Origin of the sequence: Serratia sp. X10 (assembly GCF_017811775.1) — a bacterium.
Taxonomy (GTDB): Bacteria; Pseudomonadota; Gammaproteobacteria; order Enterobacterales; family Enterobacteriaceae; genus Serratia; species Serratia ureilytica.
In genome coordinates, this window is the sequence record NZ_JAEIOH010000007.1 from 98,531 (window position 1) to 119,491 (window position 20,961).

Annotated in this window: 24 protein-coding genes and 1 other RNA gene; 6 read left to right on the plus strand and 19 right to left on the minus strand. The window is 60.6% G+C overall.

Going from position 1 to position 20,961, the window contains the following annotated elements; genetic code table 11:
* Nucleotides 1-61: 61 nt before the first annotated feature.
* A complete protein-coding gene (gene rsmI / locus J9788_RS20190; protein WP_004937108.1) occupies nt 62-925 on the plus strand; it encodes a 16S rRNA (cytidine(1402)-2'-O)-methyltransferase in 864 nt (287 codons plus the stop codon).
* 41 nt (nt 926-966) lie between these two features.
* Nucleotides 967-1,344, plus strand: an RNA gene (rnpB, locus tag J9788_RS20195) — RNase P RNA component class A.
* Between the two features lie 57 nt (nt 1,345-1,401).
* On the opposite strand, the gene J9788_RS20200 is transcribed toward rnpB, so the two are convergent.
* Nucleotides 1,402-2,103, minus strand: a complete 702-nt coding sequence (locus tag J9788_RS20200; RefSeq protein ID WP_089195216.1) for a pirin family protein — start codon at nt 2,101-2,103, stop codon at nt 1,402-1,404.
* A 107-nt stretch (nt 2,104-2,210) separates the two neighbouring features.
* Here J9788_RS20200 and J9788_RS20205 point away from each other — a divergent pair, with 107 nt between their 5' ends.
* Nucleotides 2,211-3,107, plus strand: coding sequence for a LysR family transcriptional regulator (locus J9788_RS20205; RefSeq protein ID WP_025304355.1), 897 nt, complete (start codon nt 2,211-2,213; stop codon nt 3,105-3,107).
* Between the two features lie 51 nt (nt 3,108-3,158).
* On the opposite strand, the gene J9788_RS20210 is transcribed toward J9788_RS20205, so the two are convergent.
* From J9788_RS20210 to J9788_RS20260, 11 genes are all read right to left on the minus strand, one after another.
* Entirely contained in the window at nt 3,159-4,145 is a 987-nt protein-coding gene (locus J9788_RS20210; protein WP_046897253.1) for a glutathione S-transferase family protein, read from the minus strand.
* A gap of 71 nt (nt 4,146-4,216) precedes the next feature.
* Complete coding sequence (locus J9788_RS20215; RefSeq protein ID WP_046897355.1) at nt 4,217-4,612, minus strand: DoxX family protein; 396 nt, start codon at nt 4,610-4,612, stop codon at nt 4,217-4,219.
* Nucleotides 4,613-4,907: 295 nt separating this feature from the next.
* Nucleotides 4,908-5,195, minus strand: a complete 288-nt coding sequence (locus J9788_RS20220) for a YqjK-like family protein (RefSeq protein WP_094143359.1) — start codon at nt 5,193-5,195, stop codon at nt 4,908-4,910.
* The gene (locus J9788_RS20225) at nt 5,192-5,593 is read right to left on the minus strand and encodes a phage holin family protein (RefSeq protein WP_015379160.1); all 402 of its coding nucleotides are present in this window, start codon (nt 5,591-5,593) and stop codon (nt 5,192-5,194) included. The genes J9788_RS20220 and J9788_RS20225 overlap by 4 nt, the downstream gene beginning before the upstream one ends.
* A 2-nt stretch (nt 5,594-5,595) precedes the next feature.
* Nucleotides 5,596-5,901, minus strand: a complete 306-nt coding sequence (locus J9788_RS20230; RefSeq protein ID WP_004937125.1) for a YqjD family protein — start codon at nt 5,899-5,901, stop codon at nt 5,596-5,598.
* 164 nt (nt 5,902-6,065) lie between these two features.
* Nucleotides 6,066-6,437, minus strand: coding sequence for a DUF1090 domain-containing protein (locus J9788_RS20235; RefSeq protein WP_033644521.1), 372 nt, complete (start codon nt 6,435-6,437; stop codon nt 6,066-6,068).
* A 241-nt stretch (nt 6,438-6,678) separates the two neighbouring features.
* Nucleotides 6,679-7,053, minus strand: a complete 375-nt coding sequence (gene mzrA, locus J9788_RS20240) for an EnvZ/OmpR regulon moderator MzrA (protein ID WP_071845111.1) — start codon at nt 7,051-7,053, stop codon at nt 6,679-6,681.
* On the minus strand, nt 7,050-7,730 hold the full coding sequence (locus tag J9788_RS20245) for a DedA family protein (protein ID WP_033644523.1): 681 nt from the start codon (nt 7,728-7,730) through the stop codon (nt 7,050-7,052). The genes mzrA and J9788_RS20245 overlap by 4 nt, the downstream gene beginning before the upstream one ends.
* Before the next feature lie 136 nt (nt 7,731-7,866).
* Complete coding sequence (locus tag J9788_RS20250) at nt 7,867-8,313, minus strand: hypothetical protein (RefSeq protein WP_046897255.1); 447 nt, start codon at nt 8,311-8,313, stop codon at nt 7,867-7,869.
* Nucleotides 8,314-8,499: 186 nt separating this feature from the next.
* Nucleotides 8,500-9,276, minus strand: a complete 777-nt coding sequence (gene exuR, locus J9788_RS20255; protein ID WP_033651265.1) for a transcriptional regulator ExuR — start codon at nt 9,274-9,276, stop codon at nt 8,500-8,502.
* 118 nt (nt 9,277-9,394) lie between these two features.
* The gene (locus tag J9788_RS20260) at nt 9,395-10,693 is read right to left on the minus strand and encodes an MFS transporter (protein WP_182265455.1); all 1,299 of its coding nucleotides are present in this window, start codon (nt 10,691-10,693) and stop codon (nt 9,395-9,397) included.
* Between the two features lie 284 nt (nt 10,694-10,977).
* Between J9788_RS20260 and uxaC the strand changes: the two genes are divergently transcribed.
* Nucleotides 10,978-12,390: a glucuronate isomerase gene (gene uxaC / locus J9788_RS20265; RefSeq protein WP_182265454.1), complete on the plus strand. Its 1,413-nt coding sequence runs from the start codon at nt 10,978-10,980 to the stop codon at nt 12,388-12,390.
* 20 nt (nt 12,391-12,410) lie between these two features.
* The gene (locus J9788_RS20270; RefSeq protein WP_046897258.1) at nt 12,411-13,898 is read left to right on the plus strand and encodes a UxaA family hydrolase; all 1,488 of its coding nucleotides are present in this window, start codon (nt 12,411-12,413) and stop codon (nt 13,896-13,898) included.
* Between the two features lie 53 nt (nt 13,899-13,951).
* On the opposite strand, the gene sstT is transcribed toward J9788_RS20270, so the two are convergent.
* From sstT to J9788_RS20305, 7 genes are all read right to left on the minus strand, one after another.
* Entirely contained in the window at nt 13,952-15,187 is a 1,236-nt protein-coding gene (gene sstT / locus J9788_RS20275) for a serine/threonine transporter SstT (protein WP_046897259.1), read from the minus strand.
* Between the two features lie 262 nt (nt 15,188-15,449).
* Nucleotides 15,450-16,418 (minus strand): TerC family protein, encoded by a 969-nt coding sequence (locus tag J9788_RS20280; RefSeq protein WP_046897260.1) that lies wholly within the window; start codon nt 16,416-16,418, stop codon nt 15,450-15,452.
* A gap of 252 nt (nt 16,419-16,670) precedes the next feature.
* The gene (locus J9788_RS20285) at nt 16,671-17,402 is read right to left on the minus strand and encodes a glutamine amidotransferase (protein WP_046897261.1); all 732 of its coding nucleotides are present in this window, start codon (nt 17,400-17,402) and stop codon (nt 16,671-16,673) included.
* A 1-nt stretch (nt 17,403) separates the two neighbouring features.
* Nucleotides 17,404-18,384 (minus strand): Gfo/Idh/MocA family protein, encoded by a 981-nt coding sequence (locus J9788_RS20290; protein ID WP_046897262.1) that lies wholly within the window; start codon nt 18,382-18,384, stop codon nt 17,404-17,406.
* A 50-nt stretch (nt 18,385-18,434) separates the two neighbouring features.
* Nucleotides 18,435-18,947: a M48 family metallopeptidase gene (locus J9788_RS20295; protein WP_042785417.1), complete on the minus strand. Its 513-nt coding sequence runs from the start codon at nt 18,945-18,947 to the stop codon at nt 18,435-18,437.
* Nucleotides 18,940-19,263 carry a HigA family addiction module antitoxin gene (locus tag J9788_RS20300; RefSeq protein WP_015379150.1) on the minus strand — a complete coding sequence of 108 codons (324 nt, stop codon included), beginning with the start codon at nt 19,261-19,263 and terminating at the stop codon, nt 18,940-18,942. The genes J9788_RS20295 and J9788_RS20300 overlap by 8 nt, the downstream gene beginning before the upstream one ends.
* 14 nt (nt 19,264-19,277) lie before the next feature.
* On the minus strand, nt 19,278-19,568 hold the full coding sequence (locus J9788_RS20305; RefSeq protein ID WP_046897263.1) for a type II toxin-antitoxin system RelE/ParE family toxin: 291 nt from the start codon (nt 19,566-19,568) through the stop codon (nt 19,278-19,280).
* 229 nt (nt 19,569-19,797) lie between these two features.
* On the opposite strand from J9788_RS20305, the gene rlmG reads away from it, so the two are divergent.
* Entirely contained in the window at nt 19,798-20,937 is a 1,140-nt protein-coding gene (gene rlmG / locus J9788_RS20310) for a 23S rRNA (guanine(1835)-N(2))-methyltransferase RlmG (RefSeq protein ID WP_182265453.1), read from the plus strand.
* The last annotated feature ends 24 nt before the right edge of the window (nt 20,938-20,961 follow it).

Sequence of the window (20,961 nt, forward strand, 5' to 3'; positions counted from 1 at the left end):
CTGTATCCAGTGATGTTTTTTTCAAGATGCTCAATATTAAATCGGCAACCCGGATGAAACAATGAATCAACACCAACAATCAGTCATTTCTGCATCAACGCTGTATGTGGTGCCCACCCCAATCGGCAATCTGGGCGATATTACCCACCGCGCGTTAGAGGTACTGAAAAGCGTTGATCTGATCGCGGCGGAAGACACGCGCCATACCGGATTGCTGCTGCAACACTTCGCGATCAACGCGCGTCTGTTCGCGCTGCACGACCACAACGAACAGCAAAAGGCCGATCAGCTGCTGGCGAAACTGCAGGAAGGCCAGAGCATCGCGCTGGTGTCCGACGCCGGCACGCCGCTGATCAACGATCCCGGTTATCACCTGGTGCGCCGCTGCCGCGAGGCCGGCATTCGCGTGGTGCCGCTGCCGGGCGCCTGCGCCGCCACTACCGCGCTGTGCGCTGCGGGCGTCGCTTCCGACCGTTTTTGCTACGAAGGTTTTCTGCCGGCGAAAACCAAGGGGCGCAAGGATACGCTGATGGCGCTGGCGGAGGAACCGCGCACGCTGATTTTCTACGAATCCACTCACCGCCTGTTGGAAAGTCTGCAGGACATGGTCACCGTTTGGGGCCCGCAGCGTTATGTCGTGCTGGCGCGCGAGCTGACCAAAACCTGGGAATCCATCCACGGCGCGCCGGTGGGCGAGCTGCTGGCGTGGGTGCAGGAAGATGAAGTGCGCCGCCGCGGTGAGATGGTGCTGATCGTCGAAGGCCACAAGGCGCAGGAGGATGCGTTGCCGCTCGAGGCGCTGCGCACGCTGGCGCTGCTGCAAAAAGAGCTGCCGTTGAAAAAGGCGGCGGCGCTGGCGGCGGAAATCCACGGCGTGAAGAAAAATGCGTTGTATAAGCACGCGTTGGAGCAACAACAGCCGTAAAGCGGTTGACCTGCCGCCGCCGCGACGCTACTATCCGCGCCGGAGTTGACCAGACAGTCGCCGCTTCATTGCCGTCCTCTTCGGGGAGACAGATGGAGGGGAGGAAAGTCCGGGCTCCATAGGGCAGGGTGCCAGGTAACGCCTGGGAGGCGCAAGCCTACGACTAGTGCAACAGAGAGCAAACCGCCGATGGCCCGCGCAAGCGGGATCAGGTAAGGGTGAAAGGGTGCGGTAAGAGCGCACCGCGCGGCTGGCAACAGTTCGTGGCACGGTAAACTCCACCCGGAGCAAGGCCAAATAGGGGTTCACATGGTACGGCCCGTACTGAACCCGGGTAGGCTGCTTGAGCCAGTGAGCGATTGCTGGCCTAGAGGAATGACTGTCCACGACAGAACCCGGCTTACCGGTCAACTCCCTCGACAAAAGAAAACCCCGCGCAACGTCAGTTGCGCGGGGTTTTTCGTTTTCCGGCCGGCTTACACCGGCAGATCAATCAGCAGCGCGCGCAGCGGCGTCTCGGCGCGGACCGTCAGGCGATTCTCCTCGCGCACGAAGGCGCCGTCGCCGCAGGTCAGGCGTTGTTCCTCGTGGCGCTCGCCGGTGGCGGCGATGGTGCCGTGTATCGACTGCAGATAAGCGCGCGGCCCGTTAATCGTCAGCGTTTGTTCTTCGCCCGGCTGCAGATCGAGATGATGGATCCAGACCTGCTGGCGCAGCTGCAGGCTGCCCTGCGCGCCGTCCGGCGAAGCCAACAGCAGGCTGCCCGCCGCCGGCAACGCCAGGCGCTGCACCCGTTCGTTGCTGCGTTCCGGGCAGGCGTCCAGCCACAGCTGCAGGCGGGTGAGCGGCGTATCGCTGCTGACGTTCTGCTCGCTGTAGCTCAGGCCTGGGTGGGTAGCCAACAGCAGCGCTTCGCCGGCTTTAACGCGCGTGGTGTTGCCGTCGCTGTCGCGGTATTCCGCCTCGCCCTGCAGGATCAGGTTCAGGATATCCACGTTGGGATAGGTGCGCGGCTGGAACGACGCGCCCGGCGCCAGCACCTCCTGATTCAGCACCCGCAGCGACGCGTAGCCCATCAGTTTGGGATCGAAGTAGTGACCAAAGGAAAAGGTGTAGCGAGCCTGCAGCCAACCAAAGTCAGCTTGCCCGCATTGTTGTGCTGTTCTGCATGTAATCATGGCAATTGGCTCTCTAAATTCATTATCCAAATGGTAAGCATCTGGACGTCGGATTGTTAGCCAGTTAATCTGGTCGGCATATTCAAATTTCCTGACAGAGGGATGCGATGGCCAGAGATCGGGCGCTCACGCTTGAGGCGCTGAGAGTGATGGACGCGATCGACCGGCGCGGCAGTTTCGCCGCGGCCGCCGACGAATTGGGCCGGGTGCCGTCGGCACTCAGCTACACCATGCAAAAATTGGAAGAAGAATTGGACGTGGTGCTGTTCGACCGTTCGGGCCACCGCACCAAGTTCACCAACGTGGGGCGCATGTTGCTGGAACGCGGTCGGGTGCTGCTGGAGGCGGCCGATAAGCTGACTACCGACGCCGAAGCGTTGGCGCGCGGTTGGGAAACTCACCTGACTATCGTCAGTGAAGCGCTGTCGCCGCCGAGCCTGCTGTTCCCGCTGGTCGACAAGCTGGCGCTGAAGGCCAACACCCAGGTGTCCATTTTCACCGAGGTGCTGGCGGGCGCCTGGGAGCGGCTGGAGCAGGGGCGCGCCGACATCGTGATCGCGCCGGACATGCATTTCCGCGCGTCGTCGGAGATCAACACCCGCAAACTGTATAAGGTGATGAGCGTTTATGTCGCCGCGCCGGATCACCCGATCCACCTGGAGCCGGAGCCGCTTTCCGAAGTGACCCGCGTGAAGTACCGCGGCATTGCGGTGGCCGACACCGCCCGTGAGCGCCCGGTATTGACCGTACAGCTGCTGGACAAGCAACAGCGCCTGACGGTGAGCACCATTGAAGACAAACGCCTGGCGCTGCTGGCCGGGTTGGGGGTGGCGACCATGCCGTACCCGATGGTGGAGAAAGATATCGAAGCCGGGCGGCTGCGCGTGGTCGGGCCGGAATACAGCCGCGAAGCCGACATCATCATGGCCTGGCGGCGCGACAGCATGGGGGAGGCGAAAGCCTGGTTCCTGCGTGAGATTCCGCGCCTGTTCGCGCAGCGTTAACGTCGGTTGGATGACATCCCCTTGCCGGGCGGCAAGGGGATTTTTTTCGCCTTAACCAAAGCGCTGGTCGCGGCCGTGCGGCTCGTCGAGATCCTGCGCCGGCCCGATGGAAATGATGCCGTGCGGGTTGATGGTGGCGTGGCTACGGTAGTAGTGGTTGCGAATGTGCGGCAGGCTGACCGTCTCGGCGATGCCCGGCATCTGGTAGATGTCGCGCAGGAAGCCGTACAGATTGAGGTAGTCGCTGATGCGGTGTTTGTCGCACTTGAAGTGGGTGACGTACACCGGATCGAAACGCACCAGCGTGGTCCACAGACGCAGATCGGCTTCGGTCAGCCGATCGCCGGTCAGGTAACGATGCTGCCCCAGGATCTGCTCCAGGCGTTCCAGCGCGTTGAATACCCCGTTGACCGCTTCGTCATAGGCTTCCTGGCTGGTGGCAAAACCGGCCTTGTACACGCCGTTGTTCACTTGATCGTAAATCCAACTGTTCAGCTCATCGATCTTGCCGCGCAGCGCGGTCGGGTAGTAGTCGCCCGCCCGAGCGCCGACGCCGTCAAACGCGCTGTTGAACATGCGGATGATGTCGGCGGATTCGTTGCTGACGATGGTTTGCCGCTGTTTATCCCACAGCACCGGCACGGTCACGCGCCCGCTGTAGTGCGGATCGGCCCGCAGATAGATCTGGTACAGGAAGTCGGCGTGATACAGCGGATCGCCGGTGGTTTCAGGAAAATCCTGGCCGAAGGTCCAGCCGTTTTCCAGCATCAGCGGGTGCACCACCGAGACCGGAATGATCTGCTCCAGCCCTTTCAGTTTGCGCATCAGCAGCGTGCGATGCGCCCAGGGGCAGGCGAGAGAAACATAAAGGTGATAACGGCCCGCTTCGGCCTGGAAGCCGCCCACGCCGTGTTCGCCCGGCTGACCGTCGGCGGTCACCCAATTGCGAAACTGAGCGGTTGAACGTTTGAAACGGCCGCCGGTAGATTTGGTGTCATACCAGATGTCTTGCCAAACGCCATCGACGAGTTGTCCCATGGGAATCTCCTTGGTGTCCGAGTTAAAAAACGGCAGGGCCCGGCATGCCGGGCCCTGAATGACAGTTTAGATTACCATTTCTTGTTCAGAATACGGTCGATGCTGAAGCCGCCTGGGCCTGCGACCGCCAACACGATGAAGCCGCCGGCGATGGTCAGGTTTTTCATGAACATCAGCTGGTTTACTTCGTTCGCAAAATCAGTGTGGAACAGCAGCGCGGTCAGGATGGTGAAACCGGCAGTGAACAGCGCCACGGTGCGGGTCAGGAAACCGAACAGGATCGCCAGACCGCCGCCAAATTCCAGCAGGATGGTCAGCGGCAGCAAGAAGCCAGGCACGCCCATCGATTGCATGTACTGTTGGGTACCGGCATATGCGTCACCCATTTTGCCGTAGCCTGCCACGATAAACAGGATTGGCATCAGAATACGAGCAACCAACAAACCTGTATCTTCTAATTTTTTCATCATCTACTCCAAAGTGTTTTTGTATGCCTGTTCGGCGGAAGCCATGTCAACGAGCGGTATATCAGGACATTCGCCCTGTCCGGCTCGTATCGTATTGATGGAGTGAATGTTAAGCGGGAAGTGCTCAGGTTGTTAGCAAGTAAAACTGTCGTAATTTTTCAAAAAATCTGAATCTTTAGCGTGCTAATAAAATGCCGCCGATCAGCAGGTTGCCCGGCCCCGGGGTTGGACGCGTTGTATCAAGGGAGAAAATGCGGGCAGAGCAACAGGAGGTTTGAAGGAAAGGCCAAGCGGCTTACTTGGCGGAAAACGTCTTTTTAAACAGACGGATAGCGCTCCAGGCGCCGAAAGCGCGACGCGACCAGCGGATCATCTTGCTGGGATGGCGGATGCCGTACAGCGCCATGACGCTGGAACCGAGCACCAGATAGCGGCGCAGGCCAAACACCGTTTGCCAGCCGCGGTCGATGCGTTCGGTCTTTTCCAGCCACAGAGACTTGTGTTCGGCCAGATCCAGACGCTGTTGCTGGATCTGCCGAATCAGCCTCTCTTTTTTCCATGCCAGATAGCGGCGGCGGCTCATGGCTCTCGCTCCAGCTCGGCGCGATCGAGCTCCAGTTGCTTGCGCGTGGCGCCCAGCAGAGTGGTGCGACGGGCCTTGACCAGCGTCCAGATGGTGCCGACTACGGCGAGGAACAGCAGCACGCCGGTTGTCGCGCCCAGCGCCACCAGCCGATAGACCGGATCGATGGCCCAGAAGATCAGGATCAGCAGGCTCATCAAACCGAAGGCGGTGAACAGCAGCGTCATGCCGGCCATGATCAGCAGCTGAATGAGGTTGGCTTTCTCCTCTTCCAGCTCGACGACCGCCAGCCGGACACGGGTTTCGACCATGCCGACCAGGATCGTGATGATGCGCTGACCGATATCCAGGACCCCTTTAGCGGGGCCCTGTGCGCGCACTTGCGGTTGTTCAGCCATGATTAGCGACGCGCGAGCAGCACGCCCAACACCACGCCGACCGCCGCGCCGATACCGATGCCGGTCCACGGGTTGTCGCGCACATAGTCGTCGGCCTGGCCGGCGATCTGTTTGGTTTGCGAAGCCAGCTTGTCACCGGCGTCGCTCAGGCGAGCGCGAGTCTCTTTCAGCGCGCCTTCCGCCTTCGAGCGCAGCTTCTCCAGCTCGGCTTTCGGCTTGTCGGTGGAGGAGTTCAGCACTTCCTCCAGCGTATCGGCTAAGGACTTCAGTTCAGCGCGTAAGTTTTCTGCATTTGAATCATGTGCCATGTGATTATTCCTTAACGTTTATTTCGACAGACTTTTAACATAGCGGATTTTTTCGCCGGAGCAAAGGGGTGATGGCCAGCAGATAACACCAGACATCAATTCCATATTCTTAAGAAATCCCGTGTGATGGGGCTCTCATCGATAAATCCGCTGGTGTAAAAAAATTATTCCGCCTGGGCGCGTTTCAATTCAGCCTGCGCTTCGGCCAGCTTTTGCTGCTTCTTGGCGACCTTGTCCAGCTTGCCGGTTTGTTGCGCTTCTTTCAGCTCTTCCCGGCGCTCGTCCACCTTGCGCTGTTTCTCTGCGATATTTTTCTGGCGTTCGGCCTGCAGGCCGGCTTCAGTGCAGTGGGTCTGCACTTCGCTCAGCGCTTTTTTCAGCCCATCCACGCGGTGGGTGTTGCCGTGCTGAGTCGCGTAGTCGATTTGCTGCTGGATATTTTGCGCTTTGGCGGCGCAGCCGCCCTCAGCGGCCGAGGACAGCGTCGGCAGCGCGCAGAGTGGCAGCAGCAGTAACAGTGAGTGGCGAAATTTCATTTCTCAGTTCCTTTTCATGGGATGCCTGCACAGGCATCCGCTTTCCTGACTGCCGGAGGCGGCAGCGCGAGAGGAGGGCGTTCATCGCCAGCTGAAGTTACCCTTCAGCATAGTCATAAAACCGGCGCGCCCCCAAAGAATCAGTCGCGGCCTGGTGTCGACTGACTGATTTTTGAGCTAAGCGGTGCGAATGCAAATGAAGATAACGGCAATGAAAGGAATCCCCTTCATTTGAAGGGGATTATCCCAGATTGAGCGGGGAGCGCGCAAATTCGCGCACCCAGTGCGTTGGCACGGGAGATTCGCTCAGCGCGATGTGATAACCGGGCGGCAGGATGGTTTGCAGCGCTTCGCGCGCCAGCAACTGCTGCTCCGGAGAATCCAGACGGATAACCAAGCCATCGCCTTCCGGCGTGATGCTTTTGATGCGGATACCGCGCTCATCCAGGCGCTGGTAGACATAAAAACCGTCGGGCAGCGACAGCCCTTGCTGGCTGGCGCGAATGCGCAGCTCGCTCTCGGTGCGCACCATGCAGGGCACCAACAGCGTCGCCAGCGCCAGCAGGGCGAGCGCGATCATCAGGACGTATTGCCAGCGCGGGCGCTTTGCTGTCACGCCCCTTTCCCCGGGTTCTGGCCGCTGGCGCGTTTCTTGCGCCACAGCACGATCAGCGAGCCGACCAGGCCGACCACCAGCAACACCAGCGGCAACATCATCAGGCAGAACATCAGCTGATCTTCATACTTGCGGAACACCGGGGTTTTTCCGAGGGCGAAGCCCAGCGTCGTCAGGATCAAGACCCACAGCAGGCCGCTCATCCAGTTGAAGAACTGGAAGCGTGCGTTGCTCAGGCCGGACAGGCCGGCGATGGTTGGCAGCAGGGTGCGCACGAAGGCCAGGAAACGGCCGACCAACAGGGCGGAAAGGCCGTGGCGGTGGAACAGGTTATGCGCACGCTGATGGTAGTGGGCCGGCAGATGCGAAAGCCAGCCTTGCACCGTTCGCGTATTGCCGAGCCATCGGCCCTGTATGTAACTGACCCAGCACCCCAGGCTGGCGGCGACGGTCAGGATAACGATGGTCAATGGGAAGCCCATGGTGCCTTTGGCGATCAGCACGCCGACCAGGATCAGCAGGCTGTCGCCCGGCAGAAAAGCGGCCGGCAGCAGGCCGTTTTCCAAAAACAGGATCATGAACAGCAGGATGTAGAGGGTCCACACCAACGAAGGGTTCGCCAGCGTCTCAAAATCCTGCTGCCATAAGGCATGTATCAGTTCTTTAATGATGTCCATCCGGTGTTCCTAAAACGTCATTGTTTATTTTTATCTCAGCGGCGGAGCGGGCGTGGGCTGAAAGCGCGCGGCGATCCTGGATGCTGATAACGATGAAACGGCGTTGCTTTAAGGTTTCTAAGCGGTGCGACACCGGTCATAGGTGGTAAGTCAGCGTGCCACGGTACTGCATGTTGCTTTCTTTCCAGCCGGCCTGCCGACTTTGTTGCCTGGAGGCGTCCAGCATCCAGTCGACCTGGGCAAGCCGGTTGGGGGCCGGGGTGTCCTGGCGGGGGAAACGAATTCGGTAGCCCGGCTCTGCGGCCAGGATATAGACCGGCGCCGGCAGGGAGGACGCGAGCAGCGAACCGGGGAAAGAGTACGCTCTGGGCAGCAGCAGCGGCAACTTGCCGGGCGCTTTGCGGCGCGCTTCGGCCGGTGCCCGATACACATGATCATAGGGGGAAAGCGCCGGCTCCGCCAGCGGCGGCAGGCTGCTCAGCGCGCTGGGGGTGGGCTTGGATGACGCCACGCATAGCTGTTGGCCGGAGACCGAACCGGTCCAGCAGAAAAGAGCAATCAGCATGGCAAACAACCAGCGCATTTATTCGCGTCCCGCCCCCGCAGCAATGGGTAAAAAAGTGGGCTAACTCTACCAAAATAGCACGATTGGCAACAGGGAAATCTACGTTGCCGACGGTGAAATAGTACACGGCAAACGGCGGTTCCGGCATCGATTCAGCGGATTTTACATTACCTGACATAAGCCGACGGTTTTTGACCGCCGTGGCTATTTCTGCTCGTGGCTCACGCCGTCCAGGTGCACCACCGGGTTCTCGGCGAACAGATAGCGGTCGGCGTTGTATTCGAAGTCGTCGCTGGTGGCGTTGAACAGCATCTGCTTGGTATTTTCCAGGTGCTGCCACATGGCCAGTTTGGCGGCGTAAGGATCTTTGCGCATCAGCGCCTTGAGGATCTGATCGTGATCGTCGCACCAGCTGGCGATCGAGCGTTCGTCGATATGCTCGTGCAGTTTCTTCCAGTAAGGGTTGTTGACCCGCTGCACCCACATTTTTTCCACGATGGTGGCCATGGCGGTGTTCTGGGTGGCCAGCGCCACCTGCACGTGGAACTTCAGATCCCACTGCGAGTCGCGGAAACGGTCTTCTTTGCGGGCGTGTTCCTGGATCTCCATCAGTTGTACGATATCCTGCTTGGTCACCTGGGTGGCGGCGAATTCGGCGATGTTGCTTTCTATCAGCTGGCGCGCCTGCAGCAGCTCAAACGGGCCGGCGGTGGCGAACTCGATGCTGTCGCCCGGCACTACCAGGTGCTTTTGCTGGTTGGACACCACGTGGATCCCGGATCCCTTGCGCACGTCCACATAGCCTTCCACTTCCAGCATGATGATCGCCTCGCGCACCACGGTGCGGCTGACGTTCATCTCTTCGGCGATGTATCGCTCGGCCGGCAGCTTGTCGCCCACCGGGTAGCGGCCGCTTTCGATGCGTTGCTTCAGCTCGGCGGCCAGTTGCTGATACAGGCGTCTGGTTTCAGTGAATTCCATAGTGAATGCTCTATACGGTGCGGTGGGAAGGGGCGCGTGGCCATCGGATTTGTTATACCACTTATTCGGCACCGCTGCCAGAGGAGCAAGGGGCCCGGCGCAGCGGCCGGGCGGGGGATCAGCTGCGCGCCGGGGTGGGCTGCAGCGCAGCGGGTTGCGGTTCGGCGGCCGGACGGTTTTGCAACACCGTCCAGATAACGATGGCGCCGAGAATGTCGAAGACCGACAGCGCGGCGAACAGCGGGCTGAAGCCGAGGGTGTCCGCCAGGGCGCCGACCACCAGGGCGAACAGCGTGCTGGCGGTCCAGGCCGCCATGCCGGTCAGCCCGTTGGCGGTCGCCACATCATTGCGGCCGAACACGTCGGAAGAGAGGGTGATCAACGCGCCGGACAGCGCCTGATGGGCGAAGCCGCCGACGCACAGCAGCGCGATAGCCGCGTAAGGGCTAGTGAACAGGCCGATCATGCCGGGGCCGATCATCAACACCGCCCCCATCGTCACCACCAGCTTGCGCGAGACGATCAGGTTGACCTTGAAATACTTCTGGAACAGCGGCGGCAGGTAGCCGCCGACGATGCAGCCGAGATCGGCGAACAGCATCGGCATCCAGGCGAACATGGCGATCTCTTTCAGGTTAAAACCGTAGGCCTTGAACATGAACAGCGGGATCCAGGCGTTGAAGGTGCCCCACGCCGGCTCCGCCAGAAAGCGCGGCAGCGCGATGCCCCAGAACTGGCGGTTGCGTACGATCTGCCAGGCGGACATCTTTTTGGCGTTAGAGGTCTGGTGCTGCGCTTCCTGGCCTTCGAGAATGTAACGGCGTTCTTCCTGGCTCAGTTTCTTCTGATCTTTCGGGTGTTTGTAGAACAGCAGCCAGCAGATGGCCCAGATTAGGCTCAGCACGCCGGTGATGATGAACGCCATCTCCCAGCTGTGCGCGACGATGGCCCATACCACCAGCGGCGGGGCGATCATGCCGCCGATCGACGAGCCCACGTTGAAATAGCCGACGGCGATCGAACGTTCTTTGGCCGGAAACCATTCGCTGCTGGCCTTCAGCCCGGCGGGGATCATCGCCGCTTCCGCCATGCCGACCGCGCCGCGCGCCAACGCCAGCCCGCCCCAACTGTTGGCCAACGCGGTGCCCATGCAGAACAGCGCCCACAGAATAGCGAACATGGCGTAGCCGACCTTGGTGCCCAGCACGTCCAGCACGTAGCCCGCCACCGGTTGCATCACGGTGTAGCACGCGGAGTAGGCGGCGACGATATAGGAATACTGTTGGGTGGTGATGTGCAGCGTATCTTCCAGCGTCGGCGCCGCCACGGCGATGGCGTTGCGGGTCAGGTAACCCAGCACAGTGCCGATGGTCACCAGTCCGATCATGTACCAGCGTAACCCTTTAATTTTACGCATCCGAAGTGTCTCCCCGTTTGAAGGTGTGGCCGTCGATGCGGCTGGCGAGACAATAACCTGTCATACAGGTTTAAAAGTTGAGTGATATCACAAAAGGAATTATTCGCCTGAGTGATACTGTGGCCGGTGAAATAGGGCATTTTTGCCGGTAAATTGAGCGAAAAAGGGCGTGGAGAGAGGATGAACGGCAGACATCGGGAAAAATCTGCTGGACGCCAGTTAAAATTGGTGTGATAACTTTTGTGATTAGAACCCCGTGCCGCACGGCAAGTAAGGAGCCCGAGATGGCGACGTTTTTGAGCGAAGATTTCCTGCTGGACAGCGAATTTGCCCGGCGCTTGTATCACGACTACGCGGCGCAGCAGCCGATTTTCGATTACCACTGCCATTTGCCGCCGCAGCAGATCGCGGAGAATACCCGCTTCAGCAACCTGTACGATATCTGGCTGCGGGGCGATCACTACAAATGGCGGGCGATGCGCACCAACGGCGTGGCGGAGCGGTTGTGCACCGGCGATGCGGGCGATCGCGAGAAATTCGACGCCTGGGCCGCCACGGTACCGCACACCATCGGCAACCCGCTCTATCACTGGACGCATCTGGAGCTGCGTCGCCCGTTCGGTATCACGGATATGCTGTTGTCGCCGGCCACGGCGGATGAAATCTGGCAGCGCGGCAATGCGCTGCTGGCGCAGGATGAGTTTCGCGCGTGCGGCATCATGCAGCAAATGAACGTGAAAATGGTCGGCACCACCGACGATCCGATCGACGATCTGCGTCATCATCGGGCGATCGCCGACGATCGCAGTTTCGCTATCAAAGTGCTGCCGAGCTGGCGGCCGGACAAGGCTTTCACCATCGATGCGCCCGGCTTCAACGACTATCTGCGGCAGTTGGAGGCGGCGGCGGACACCGCCATCGGCCGCTTCAGCGCGCTGTGCGACGCCCTGTACAAGCGCATGGATCACTTTGCCGCCCACGGTTGCAAGGTGGCCGACCATGCGCTGGACGTGGTGGTGTTCGGCGAGGCTGATGAAGCGGCGCTGGATGCGATCCTGCTGCGCCGCCTGAACGGCGAGCTGCCGACGCCGGAACAGAGCGCCCAGTTCAAAAGCGCGGTGCTGCTGTTTTTGGCCGGCGAGTACCGGCGCCGCGGCTGGGTGCAGCAGTATCACATCGGCGCGCTGCGCAATAACAACAGCCGCATGTTGGCCGCCGTCGGGCCGGATATCGGCTTCGACTCAATCAACGACCGGCCGCTGGCGGAACCGCTGTCGCGGCTGCTGGATGCTCAGGCGCGGCAGGGCGGTCTGCCGAAAACCATTCTCTATTGCCTCAATCCGCGCGATAACGAAGTGATCGGCACCATGATCGGCAATTTTCAGGGGGAAGGCACGCCGGGCAAGATGCAGTTCGGCTCCGGCTGGTGGTTCAACGATCAGAAGGACGGCATGCAGCGCCAAATGACGCAGCTGGCCCAGCTCGGGCTGCTGAGCCGCTTCGTCGGCATGCTGACCGACAGTCGCAGTTTCTTGTCTTATACGCGCCATGAATACTTCCGCCGCATCCTTTGCCAGATGATCGGCCGCTGGGTGGCGGACGGCGAAGCGCCGGCGGATATCGCGCTGCTGGGCGAGATGGTGAAAAACATCTGCTTCGACAACGCCAAAAACTATTTCGCCATTGAACTGGCGTAGCCGTTATCCGGGACCGGTTTATGCAAAGTACGATAAAGATTCACGAGCAGGATAACGTGGCGGTGGCGCTGCGCGATCTGGCTGCCGGAGAGCGCGTTGAGCTGGAAGGCGCGGTCGTCAAACTGGCGCAGCCGGTGGCGCGCGGGCATAAATTTGCGCTCGGCCCGATCGCCGAGGGTGAAGACATCATCAAATATGGCCAGCCGATCGGCCATGCGCTCGCGGCCATTGCGCCTGGGGAGCATATTCATTCGCAAAACGTCAAAACCAACCTGAGCGATCTGGACAGCTACCGTTACCAGCCGCAGTTCCCGACGCTGCCGCCGCAGGCGGCGGATCGCGAGGTGCGGCTGTACCGACGGGCCAACGGCGAAGTGGGGATCCGCAACGAGCTGTGGATCGTGCCGACCGTCGGCTGCGTCAACGGTATCGCTCGCCAGATCCAGCAGCGTTTTTTGCAGCAAACACAGGCGGACGGGATCGACGGCGTGCATCTGTTCAGCCACCCGTTCGGCTGCTCGCAGCTGGGGCAGGATCATGCCAACACCCGCATCATGCTGCAAAACCTGGCGCGCCATCCCAACGCCGGCGCGGTACTGGTGATCGGGCTGGGTTGCGAGAACAATCAGGTGGATGCCTTTCGCGCCACGCTGGGGATAGAGGACGAGCGGCGGTTGCGCTTTATGGTGTGCCAACAGCAGGACGACGAAGTGGAGGCCGGGCTGGCGCTGTTGCACGAGCTGTATCGGGAGATGCGCCACGATCGCCGCGAGCCGGGCCGCCTGAGCGAGCTGAAGTTCGGCCTGGAATGCGGCGGTTCGGACGGGCTGTCGGGCATTACCGCCAACCCGCTGCTGGGGCGTTTTTCCGACTATGCGATCGCCAACGGCGGCACCACGGTGCTGACCGAAGTGCCGGAGATGTTCGGCGCCGAGCGCATTCTGATGAGCCGCTGCCGCGATGGAGAAACCTTCGACAAAACCGTCGACATGATCAACGATTTCAAACGCTATTTCATCGCCCATCAGCAGCCGATTTATGAGAATCCGTCGCCGGGCAACAAGGCCGGCGGCATCACCACGCTGGAGGAGAAGTCGCTTGGCTGCACCCAAAAGGCGGGGCTAAGCCAGGTGGTGGACGTGCTGAAATACGGCGAGCGGCTGCGCGTGCCGGGGCTGAATCTGCTCAGCGCGCCGGGCAACGACGCGGTGGCGACCAGCGCGCTGGCCGGCGCCGGCTGTCATATGGTGCTGTTCAGCACCGGGCGCGGCACGCCTTACGGCGGCTTTGTGCCGACGGTGAAGCTGGCCACCAACAGCGAGCTGGCGGCGAAGAAACCGCACTGGATCGATTTTGACGCCGGCAGCCTGATCCACGGCGTGGCGATGGAGACGTTGCTCAGCCGCTTCATCGATCTGATTGTCGAGATCGCCAACGGCCGCCCGGCGCGTAATGAAACCAACGACTATCGCGAGCTGGCGATCTTCAAAAGCGGGGTGACGCTGTAAAGCTGACAAAAAAGGCGCTCGAAGGAGCGCCTTTTTGATGAAGCAACGCGCGATTAACGCACCTTCAGCGGATCTTCGTTCGCCAGCCGCTGGTCTTCCGCCTGGCAGGACGCGGCGGTGAACAGCACGTCGGTGGAGGAGTTGAGGGCGGTTTCCGCCGAATCCTGCAGTACGCCGATGATAAAGCCGACCGCCACCACCTGCATCGCCACGTCGTTCGGAATGCCGAACATGTTGCACGCCAGCGGGATCAGCAGCAGCGAACCGCCGGCCACGCCGGAGGCGCCGCAGGCGCAGAGGGCCGCCACCACGCTCAACAGCAGGGCGGTCGGGACGTCCACCGCGATGCCCAGCGTGTTTACCGCCGCCAGCGTCAACACGGTGATGGTGATCGCCGCGCCGGCCATGTTGATGGTGGCGCCCAGCGGGATGGAAACCGAGTAGGTGTCCTCATTCAGGTTCAGCTTCTTGCACAGTTCCATATTCACCGGGATATTGGCGGCCGAGCTGCGGGTGAAGAAGGCGGTCACGCCGCTCTCGCGCAGGCAGGCGAACACCAGCGGATACGGGTTGCGGCGGATCTTCCAGTACACGATCAGCGGGTTGAGCACCAGCGCTACCAGCAGCATGCAGCCGATTAACACCATCAGCAGCTGGGCATAGCCCCACAGCGCGCCGAAGCCGGTTTCCGCCAGCGTGGAGGCCACCAGGCCGAAGATGCCGAGCGGCGCACAGCGGATCACCGCGCGCACCACCAGCGTGACCGCATGGGACATGTCGTTGATCAGCCCCTTGGTGGTTTCGGAAGCGTGGCGCAGCGCCAGCCCCAGCCCGACGGCCCACGCCAGAATGCCGATGTAGTTGGCGTTAATCAGCGCATGGAACGGGTTGGCCACTACGCTCATCAACAGGCCCTTCATCACGTCCACGATGCCGCCTGGCGGGGTAATGTCCGTCGCGCCGGTGGTCAGCGCCAGCGTGGAAGGGAAGATAAAGCTGACGACCACCGCCACCAGCGCGGCGGCAAAGGTGCCCAGCAGATAGAGGAACAGGATCGGGCGAATGTTGGTCTTCTGCCCCTGTTTATGGTTGGCGATCGAGGCCATGACCAGAATCAGCACCAGCACCGGCGCCACCGCTTTCAGCGCGCCGACGAACAGGGAACCGAGCAGGCCGACGGCCGCCGCGGCCGCCGGCGAAACCAGCGCCAACAGAATGCCGGCCACCAGGCCGACCATGATTTGTTTGACCAGGCTACCCTGCGTGATCTTTTGTAGTAGTTTTTGCATAGTGCTTTCTTCCTGATGTTATCTGGCCGCCGCGGCGGGAACGACACCGGGCAGCTTTATATGATTCTGTAACTAAGTGTGTTTGCCGAATCAGTATTCAGCAATCGAATGATGTTGGAAAGAGGCGGGGATGAAATTCTGAGCGCGGATCAACACTTGATAACATACTGGTTACATTTGTGTGATCGCAATAACGTTTGGCGTTTTGCGGGAATTGCCAAACAATCGCGGGGCGACTAGCGCCCCGGATAACAGATTGTGGTTATTTATTCGCCAGTCGATCGTTGCGGCGATTGACCCAGGCATTGATCAGCAAGGTGAGCGTCAGGATGCCCGCCACCACGCCGAGCGACACGCCGATCGGGATGTGGAAGAAGTCGATAATCAGCATCTTGATGCCGATAAACACCAGGATCACCGACAGGCCGTATTTCAGCATCGAGAACCGTTCCGCTACGTTGGCCAGCAGGAAGTACATGGCGCGCAGACCCATGATGGCGAACAGGTTAGAGGTCAGGACGATGAACGGATCGGTGGTTACGGCGAAGATCGCCGGAATGCTGTCCACTGCGAAGATCACGTCGCTCAGCTCGACCAGGATCAGCACCAGCACCAGCGGGGTGGCGAACAGGATGCCGTTGCGGCGCACGAAGAAGCGCTCGCCTTCCAGGCTGTCGGTCATGCGCAGGCGGCTGCGCAGCCATTTCACCAGCGGCTTGTCGCCGATTGCCGAGTCATCTTCCTTCGCCAGCGCCATCTTGATACCGGTGAACAGCAGGAAAGCGCCGAACAGATACAGCAGCCACTGGAACTGGCTGACCAGCCAACTGCCGGCGAAGATCATGATGGTCCGCAGCACGATCGCCCCCAACACGCCATAGATCAGCACTCGCCGCTGCAGGTTGGCCGGCACGGCGAAGTAGCTGAACAGCATCAGCCAGACGAACACGTTATCCACCGCCAGCGCTTTTTCGATCAGGTAGCCGGTCAGGAAGGCCAGCGCCTGGGTATCGGCGACGGCGCGCCCGGCGGTTTCATTCAGGTAGTACCAGAAACCGAAATTGAACAGCAGAGAGAGGCTGACCCACACCAGCGACCAACTGGCGGCCTGCTTCAGGGTCATGGTGTGCGCGCCTTTACGGCCCTGCAACAGGAGGTCGATTGCGAGCATCACGACTATGACGGCGGCGAAGCTGCCCCATAACCACGGTGTGCCAACGGAATTCATCATCAGAGGTATCCTTCAAAAACAAAAACGGCCAACGTCGGAAGACGCCAGCCGCTCTGTGAACGCTGCAAGCAAACCTCGCCTTCCGGCAAGGTCTCACTTACAACGTTGATGAAGGTGGTTACACCTTTGACATCAGGTTGCCCGGTAACCGGATGCTTGCGCATCGTAATGACGATTGACCGGCAATGAAGTTACTCCCCTTTGCAGAGCAGAAAGTAATGCAAAATGTGTCGGTGGTCAACGTGAATCGCGTTAGCCGGCCAACGCTTTTTGCGCGCCCAGGCTGACGACGAATCCCTGCAGCAGCAGGCGGCTGAACGGCGTGTCGCTAACCTGTTGTTGTTGCTGCTGATAGCGGGCCTGCTGCTCGGGATGCAGCTCGCCGAGCCACTGCAGATACTGGCTCATCACCGCGCCGTTGAATTCCGGGTGGAACTGGGTGGTCAGGGCATGATCGCCATAGCGCAGGATCTGGTGCGCGTCCTGCTGCGAACGCGCCAGCGTCTGCGCGCCGGCGGGCGGCGTCAGCACGCTCTGCGAGTGGATAAGGTTGGCTTTGAAGCGCGGCGGCAGCAGGGTGAGTCGCCGGTCTTCGGCCGCGGCGGGCAGCAGTTCGATCTCCAGCGTGCCTACCTCCATGCCCTGCGGGTGGTAGCCCACTTCGCCGCCGAGCGCGTAGGCCAACAGCTGGTGCCCGTAGCAGACGCCGAACAGCGGCAGTTTGATCGCCATCGCCTGGCGCAGCCACTCGGCTGCCTCTTCGCTCCACGGCAGCCGTTCGGTCACCATCGCCGGCGAGCCGGTGATGACCACGCCGCAATAGGCGGCCGGCGACAACGGCCGCTCGCCGGCGGGCAAGTGTACGATGTGCGCGCGTTCGGCGTCGATATTGCCTTGTTGCAGGAACATGCCATCAAAGTTGGCCAATTCTTGACGAATGGCCTGCGGCGCGTCGCCGGTTTGCATCACGAGCAACGGTTTCATCTCATTCTCCGTCGGCGGGGAAGACGACGCCGGTCTGGCGGCGGATATCGGTCAGCAGGCGGGCGACGATCAGCGAATTCTCCAGCCCTGGATGTTCCACCCGGTGATTTTCCACCAGCTCGGCGAAGGCCAGCGCTTCATACAGCATGGTGTTGATGTGCTGCGGCTGGCTCAGATCCTGGCGGTTGCCGCCGCGCGGCGTCAGCGCCACGCCCTGACACTCGGAAATCTTGTCGATAATCAGCGTGCCTTCCTCTCCCTGGATCTCGCTGGGGATCGCCGAGTCGCTGACCTTGGAATGGGAAAGCGTGACGTCGAAATCGCCGTAGTTCAGGCAGACGGTGCCGTGGGCGTCCACACCGGTTTCCAGCAGCGTGGCGCTGGCGAGCACCGACTGCGGCGCGCCGAACAGCGCCACCGCGCTGGCCAGGCAGTAGTAGCCGATATCCATGATGGAGCCGTTGGAGAACTGCGGGTTAAACGTGTTGGGGTTCTCGCCGGCCAGGTAGCGCGGGTAGCGCGAAGAGTATTGGCAGTAGTTGATGAAGGCTTTGCGCAGCCGGCCGACTTTCGGCAATGCCTGCTGCAGCGCCAGAAAATTCGGCAGATAGGCGCTTTTGAACGCTTCGAACAGCACCACCTGATTTTCCCGCGCGCAGGCCGCCAGCTGTTCCGCTTCGCGCTGGTTGGAGGCCAGCGGTTTTTCGCAGATCACGTGCTTTTTATGGCGCAGGAACAGCAGCGATTGCGGGCAATGCAGGGAATTGGGGCTGGCGATATACACCGCGTCTATGGCGTCGGACTGGGCCATCGCCTCGAGAGAGTCGAAAAACTGCGTGACCTGATAGTTGGCGCCAAACGCCTGCGCCTGTTCCAGCGAGCGTGAATACACGGCGCTCAGCTTGAGTTTGCCGCTTTCATGGGCGGCATCAATAAAACGTTCCGTAATCCAGTTGGTGCCGACGACGGCAAAGCGAATCATGGCGAGCTCCGGTCCAGGCTTAAAACCGCAGATTATCACGCCCTCATTCGCTATGCATACAGCTCGCCGAACAGCGAAAGGTGCGTCAGATACAGCCGGGTATCGAACTCCAGCTGGTGGTAATCCGGTTCCATATGGCAGCACAGGCTGTAGAACGCCTTGTTGTGATCTTTCTCTTTCAGGTGCGCCAGCTCATGCACTACGATCATGCGCAGGAACGGCTCGGGCGCGACCTTGAACACTGTCGCCACGCGGATTTCCGCCTTGGCTTTCAGCTTGCCGCCCTGCACGCGCGAGATGGCGGTATGCAGGCCAAGCGCGTGCTTCATGACGTGGATCTTGCTGTCGTAAGCCACCTTGCTCAGCGGCTGGGCGTTGCGCAGATACTGGTTTTTCAGATCGACGGTAAACTGATACAGCGACTTGTCGGTGGTGCAGTCGTGCACCTGCGGATAGCGCTGCAGCAGCACGTCTCCCAGCCGGTTCTGGTGGATCAATTGCTGCACCTGGCTTTGCAGATGCGCCGGGTAGCCTTGCAGGTAAGCGAGCTCGATGTCATGCATGAGTGATATTGCGTCCCAGTATTTCTTTGATTGGCCGCAGCCGCACACGCTGCGCATCGGCCTGTCTGGCCTCCCAGCGATCGTGCGCCGCCTGCAGGTTCAGCCAAAAGTCGGCGGTCGTTTCGAACAGATCGGCAAACAGGTTGGCCTCGGCAACGCTCATGCGTCGATGCCCATTGCACAGGCGGTTAACGGTGGCGCGGGTGACGCCCAACACCTTCGCCAGTTCTTCCTGGCCGATGCCCAACGGCGTTAAATACTCTTCCTGCAGCACTTCCCCCACCGTGGTGGGTTCGCGAGTCGTGGTTTCCAACATGGGTTCTCCCTCGTTCAGGTATCTTGGTGAGGATCGAGGTAAATTCTTTCAGCGGCATCATGTCGCCACTGGAACATCAGCCGCCAGTGCATATTAACGCGCAGACTTGACCACCCCTGAAACGGCCCGGATAGCCGCTTGTAATAGTTGCCCGTGGGGTGATGCAAATCCCGCTCTTGCTGCGCGGCCGCCAACATATCGAGCTTTCTGGCCAACTGCCGTTCGAGCATGCCGGGAATCAGACGGCTGCGCCTGCCTTCCAGATAGAACTGTTCCAGATAGCGATCGCGGAAAGATTTAATCATGCTTCCCCCTTCCATAGGGATTGGCAGTGTAACATTTAAAGTTACACTCCGTCAGGTTAAAAAAACGTCAACATGGACGTGCGAGCAAGGAAGGTTAATGTTGTTAAAGGGGAAAAGGGGCGTGGGTTTTCAGATACGCGGCGCAATACGCAATTTATCCGAAAAAACATTTTACTGACGGGCGTTTTTAGGGGATAAACAGCCCAAATTTTATCAGTCAGGAGGGGCAATGAGCCAACTCGATCTGGGAACACAGCAACTTGAGCTGGAGCGTTATCCCCAACAGGAAGAATCCACCCAGCTGCAGGCGTGGGAAGCAGCGGACGAATATCTGCTGCAACAGCTTGAAAATGTAGATATCGGCGGCCGCCCGGTGCTGATTTTCAACGATAACTTCGGCACCCTGGCCTGCGCGCTGCACGCGCATCGTCCTTACAGCGTCAGCGACTCGTACATGAGCCAGTTGGCGACGCGCCACAACCTCAAGCTCAACGGTCTGGATCCCGAGCAGGTCACGCTGCTGGACAGCCTGGCCGAGCTGCCGGCGGCGCCGGCAGTGGTGCTGATTCGCGTGCCGAAAGCGCTGGCGCTGCTGGAACAGCAGCTGCGCGCGCTGCGCCACGTCGTGACCGAAGACACGCTGATCGTCGCCGGCGCCAAAGCCCGCGACGTGCATACCTCGACGATGCAGCTGTTTGAAAAGGTGCTGGGCCCGACGCGCACCAGCCTGGCGTGGAAGAAGGCGCGCCTGATTTTCTGCCAGGCGGCGGACATCGTCCCGCCGGCGGCGGCGGAAACCACCAACTGGACGCTGGACGGCACCGATTGGCTGATCCACAACCACGCCAACGTCTTCTCGCGCGGCAGCCTGGATATCGGCGCGCGCCTGTTTATGGAGCATCTGCCGCGCGGCCTGAACGGCCATATCGTCGATCTGGGCTGCGGCAACGGTGTGATTGGCCTGACGGCGCTGGCGCAGAATCCGGACGCGCAGGTGACTTTCGTCGATGAATCCTACATGGCGGTGGCCTCCAGCGAGCTGAACGTGGAGCACAACCTGCCGCAAGAGCTGGACCGCTGTCATTTTGAGGTGAACAACGCGCTGGCAGGCATCGAGCGTGAAAGCGTGCAGGCGGTGCTGTGCAACCCGCCGTTCCACCAGCAACACGCCATTACCGATCACACCGCCTGGCAGATGTTCTGCGACGCCAAGCGCTGCCTGCAAGTGGGCGGCGAACTGCGCATCGTCGGCAACCGTCACCTCGACTACCATCAGAAGCTCAAGCGCCTGTTCGGCAACTGCACGCTGGTGGCCTCGAACAAGAAGTTCGTGATCTTGAGAGCGGTGAAATCCGGCGCGCGTCGCTGAGCGTGAATAACAAGGGGCGCCGGG

Excerpts from the sequence above, each read along its gene's own strand:
- J9788_RS20270 (WP_046897258.1), top strand. The coding sequence starts at position 12,411 with ATGCAAAGTACGATAAAGATTCACGAGCAGGATAACGTGGCGGTGGCG.
- exuR (WP_033651265.1), bottom strand. The coding sequence starts at position 9,276 with ATGGAATTCACTGAAACCAGACGCCTGTATCAGCAACTGGCCGCCGAG.
- J9788_RS20300 (WP_015379150.1), bottom strand. The coding sequence starts at position 19,263 with ATGTTGGAAACCACGACTCGCGAACCCACCACGGTGGGGGAAGTGCTG.
- J9788_RS20245 (WP_033644523.1), bottom strand. The coding sequence starts at position 7,730 with ATGGACATCATTAAAGAACTGATACATGCCTTATGGCAGCAGGATTTT.
- J9788_RS20205 (WP_025304355.1), top strand. The coding sequence starts at position 2,211 with ATGGCCAGAGATCGGGCGCTCACGCTTGAGGCGCTGAGAGTGATGGAC.
- J9788_RS20210 (WP_046897253.1), bottom strand. The coding sequence starts at position 4,145 with ATGGGACAACTCGTCGATGGCGTTTGGCAAGACATCTGGTATGACACC.
- J9788_RS20230 (WP_004937125.1), bottom strand. The coding sequence starts at position 5,901 with ATGGCACATGATTCAAATGCAGAAAACTTACGCGCTGAACTGAAGTCC.
- J9788_RS20280 (WP_046897260.1), bottom strand. The coding sequence starts at position 16,418 with ATGATGAATTCCGTTGGCACACCGTGGTTATGGGGCAGCTTCGCCGCC.
- J9788_RS20285 (WP_046897261.1), bottom strand. The coding sequence starts at position 17,402 with ATGAAACCGTTGCTCGTGATGCAAACCGGCGACGCGCCGCAGGCCATT.
- rlmG (WP_182265453.1), top strand. The coding sequence starts at position 19,798 with ATGAGCCAACTCGATCTGGGAACACAGCAACTTGAGCTGGAGCGTTAT.
- uxaC (WP_182265454.1), top strand. The coding sequence starts at position 10,978 with ATGGCGACGTTTTTGAGCGAAGATTTCCTGCTGGACAGCGAATTTGCC.
- J9788_RS20250 (WP_046897255.1), bottom strand. The coding sequence starts at position 8,313 with ATGCGCTGGTTGTTTGCCATGCTGATTGCTCTTTTCTGCTGGACCGGT.
- J9788_RS20215 (WP_046897355.1), bottom strand. The coding sequence starts at position 4,612 with ATGAAAAAATTAGAAGATACAGGTTTGTTGGTTGCTCGTATTCTGATG.
- J9788_RS20260 (WP_182265455.1), bottom strand. The coding sequence starts at position 10,693 with ATGCGTAAAATTAAAGGGTTACGCTGGTACATGATCGGACTGGTGACC.
- J9788_RS20295 (WP_042785417.1), bottom strand. The coding sequence starts at position 18,947 with ATGCATGACATCGAGCTCGCTTACCTGCAAGGCTACCCGGCGCATCTG.
- J9788_RS20235 (WP_033644521.1), bottom strand. The coding sequence starts at position 6,437 with ATGAAATTTCGCCACTCACTGTTACTGCTGCTGCCACTCTGCGCGCTG.
- sstT (WP_046897259.1), bottom strand. The coding sequence starts at position 15,187 with ATGCAAAAACTACTACAAAAGATCACGCAGGGTAGCCTGGTCAAACAA.
- J9788_RS20290 (WP_046897262.1), bottom strand. The coding sequence starts at position 18,384 with ATGATTCGCTTTGCCGTCGTCGGCACCAACTGGATTACGGAACGTTTT.
- J9788_RS20225 (WP_015379160.1), bottom strand. The coding sequence starts at position 5,593 with ATGGCTGAACAACCGCAAGTGCGCGCACAGGGCCCCGCTAAAGGGGTC.
- J9788_RS20200 (WP_089195216.1), bottom strand. The coding sequence starts at position 2,103 with ATGATTACATGCAGAACAGCACAACAATGCGGGCAAGCTGACTTTGGT.
- J9788_RS20305 (WP_046897263.1), bottom strand. The coding sequence starts at position 19,568 with ATGATTAAATCTTTCCGCGATCGCTATCTGGAACAGTTCTATCTGGAA.
- rsmI (WP_004937108.1), top strand. The coding sequence starts at position 62 with ATGAATCAACACCAACAATCAGTCATTTCTGCATCAACGCTGTATGTG.
- J9788_RS20220 (WP_094143359.1), bottom strand. The coding sequence starts at position 5,195 with ATGAGCCGCCGCCGCTATCTGGCATGGAAAAAAGAGAGGCTGATTCGG.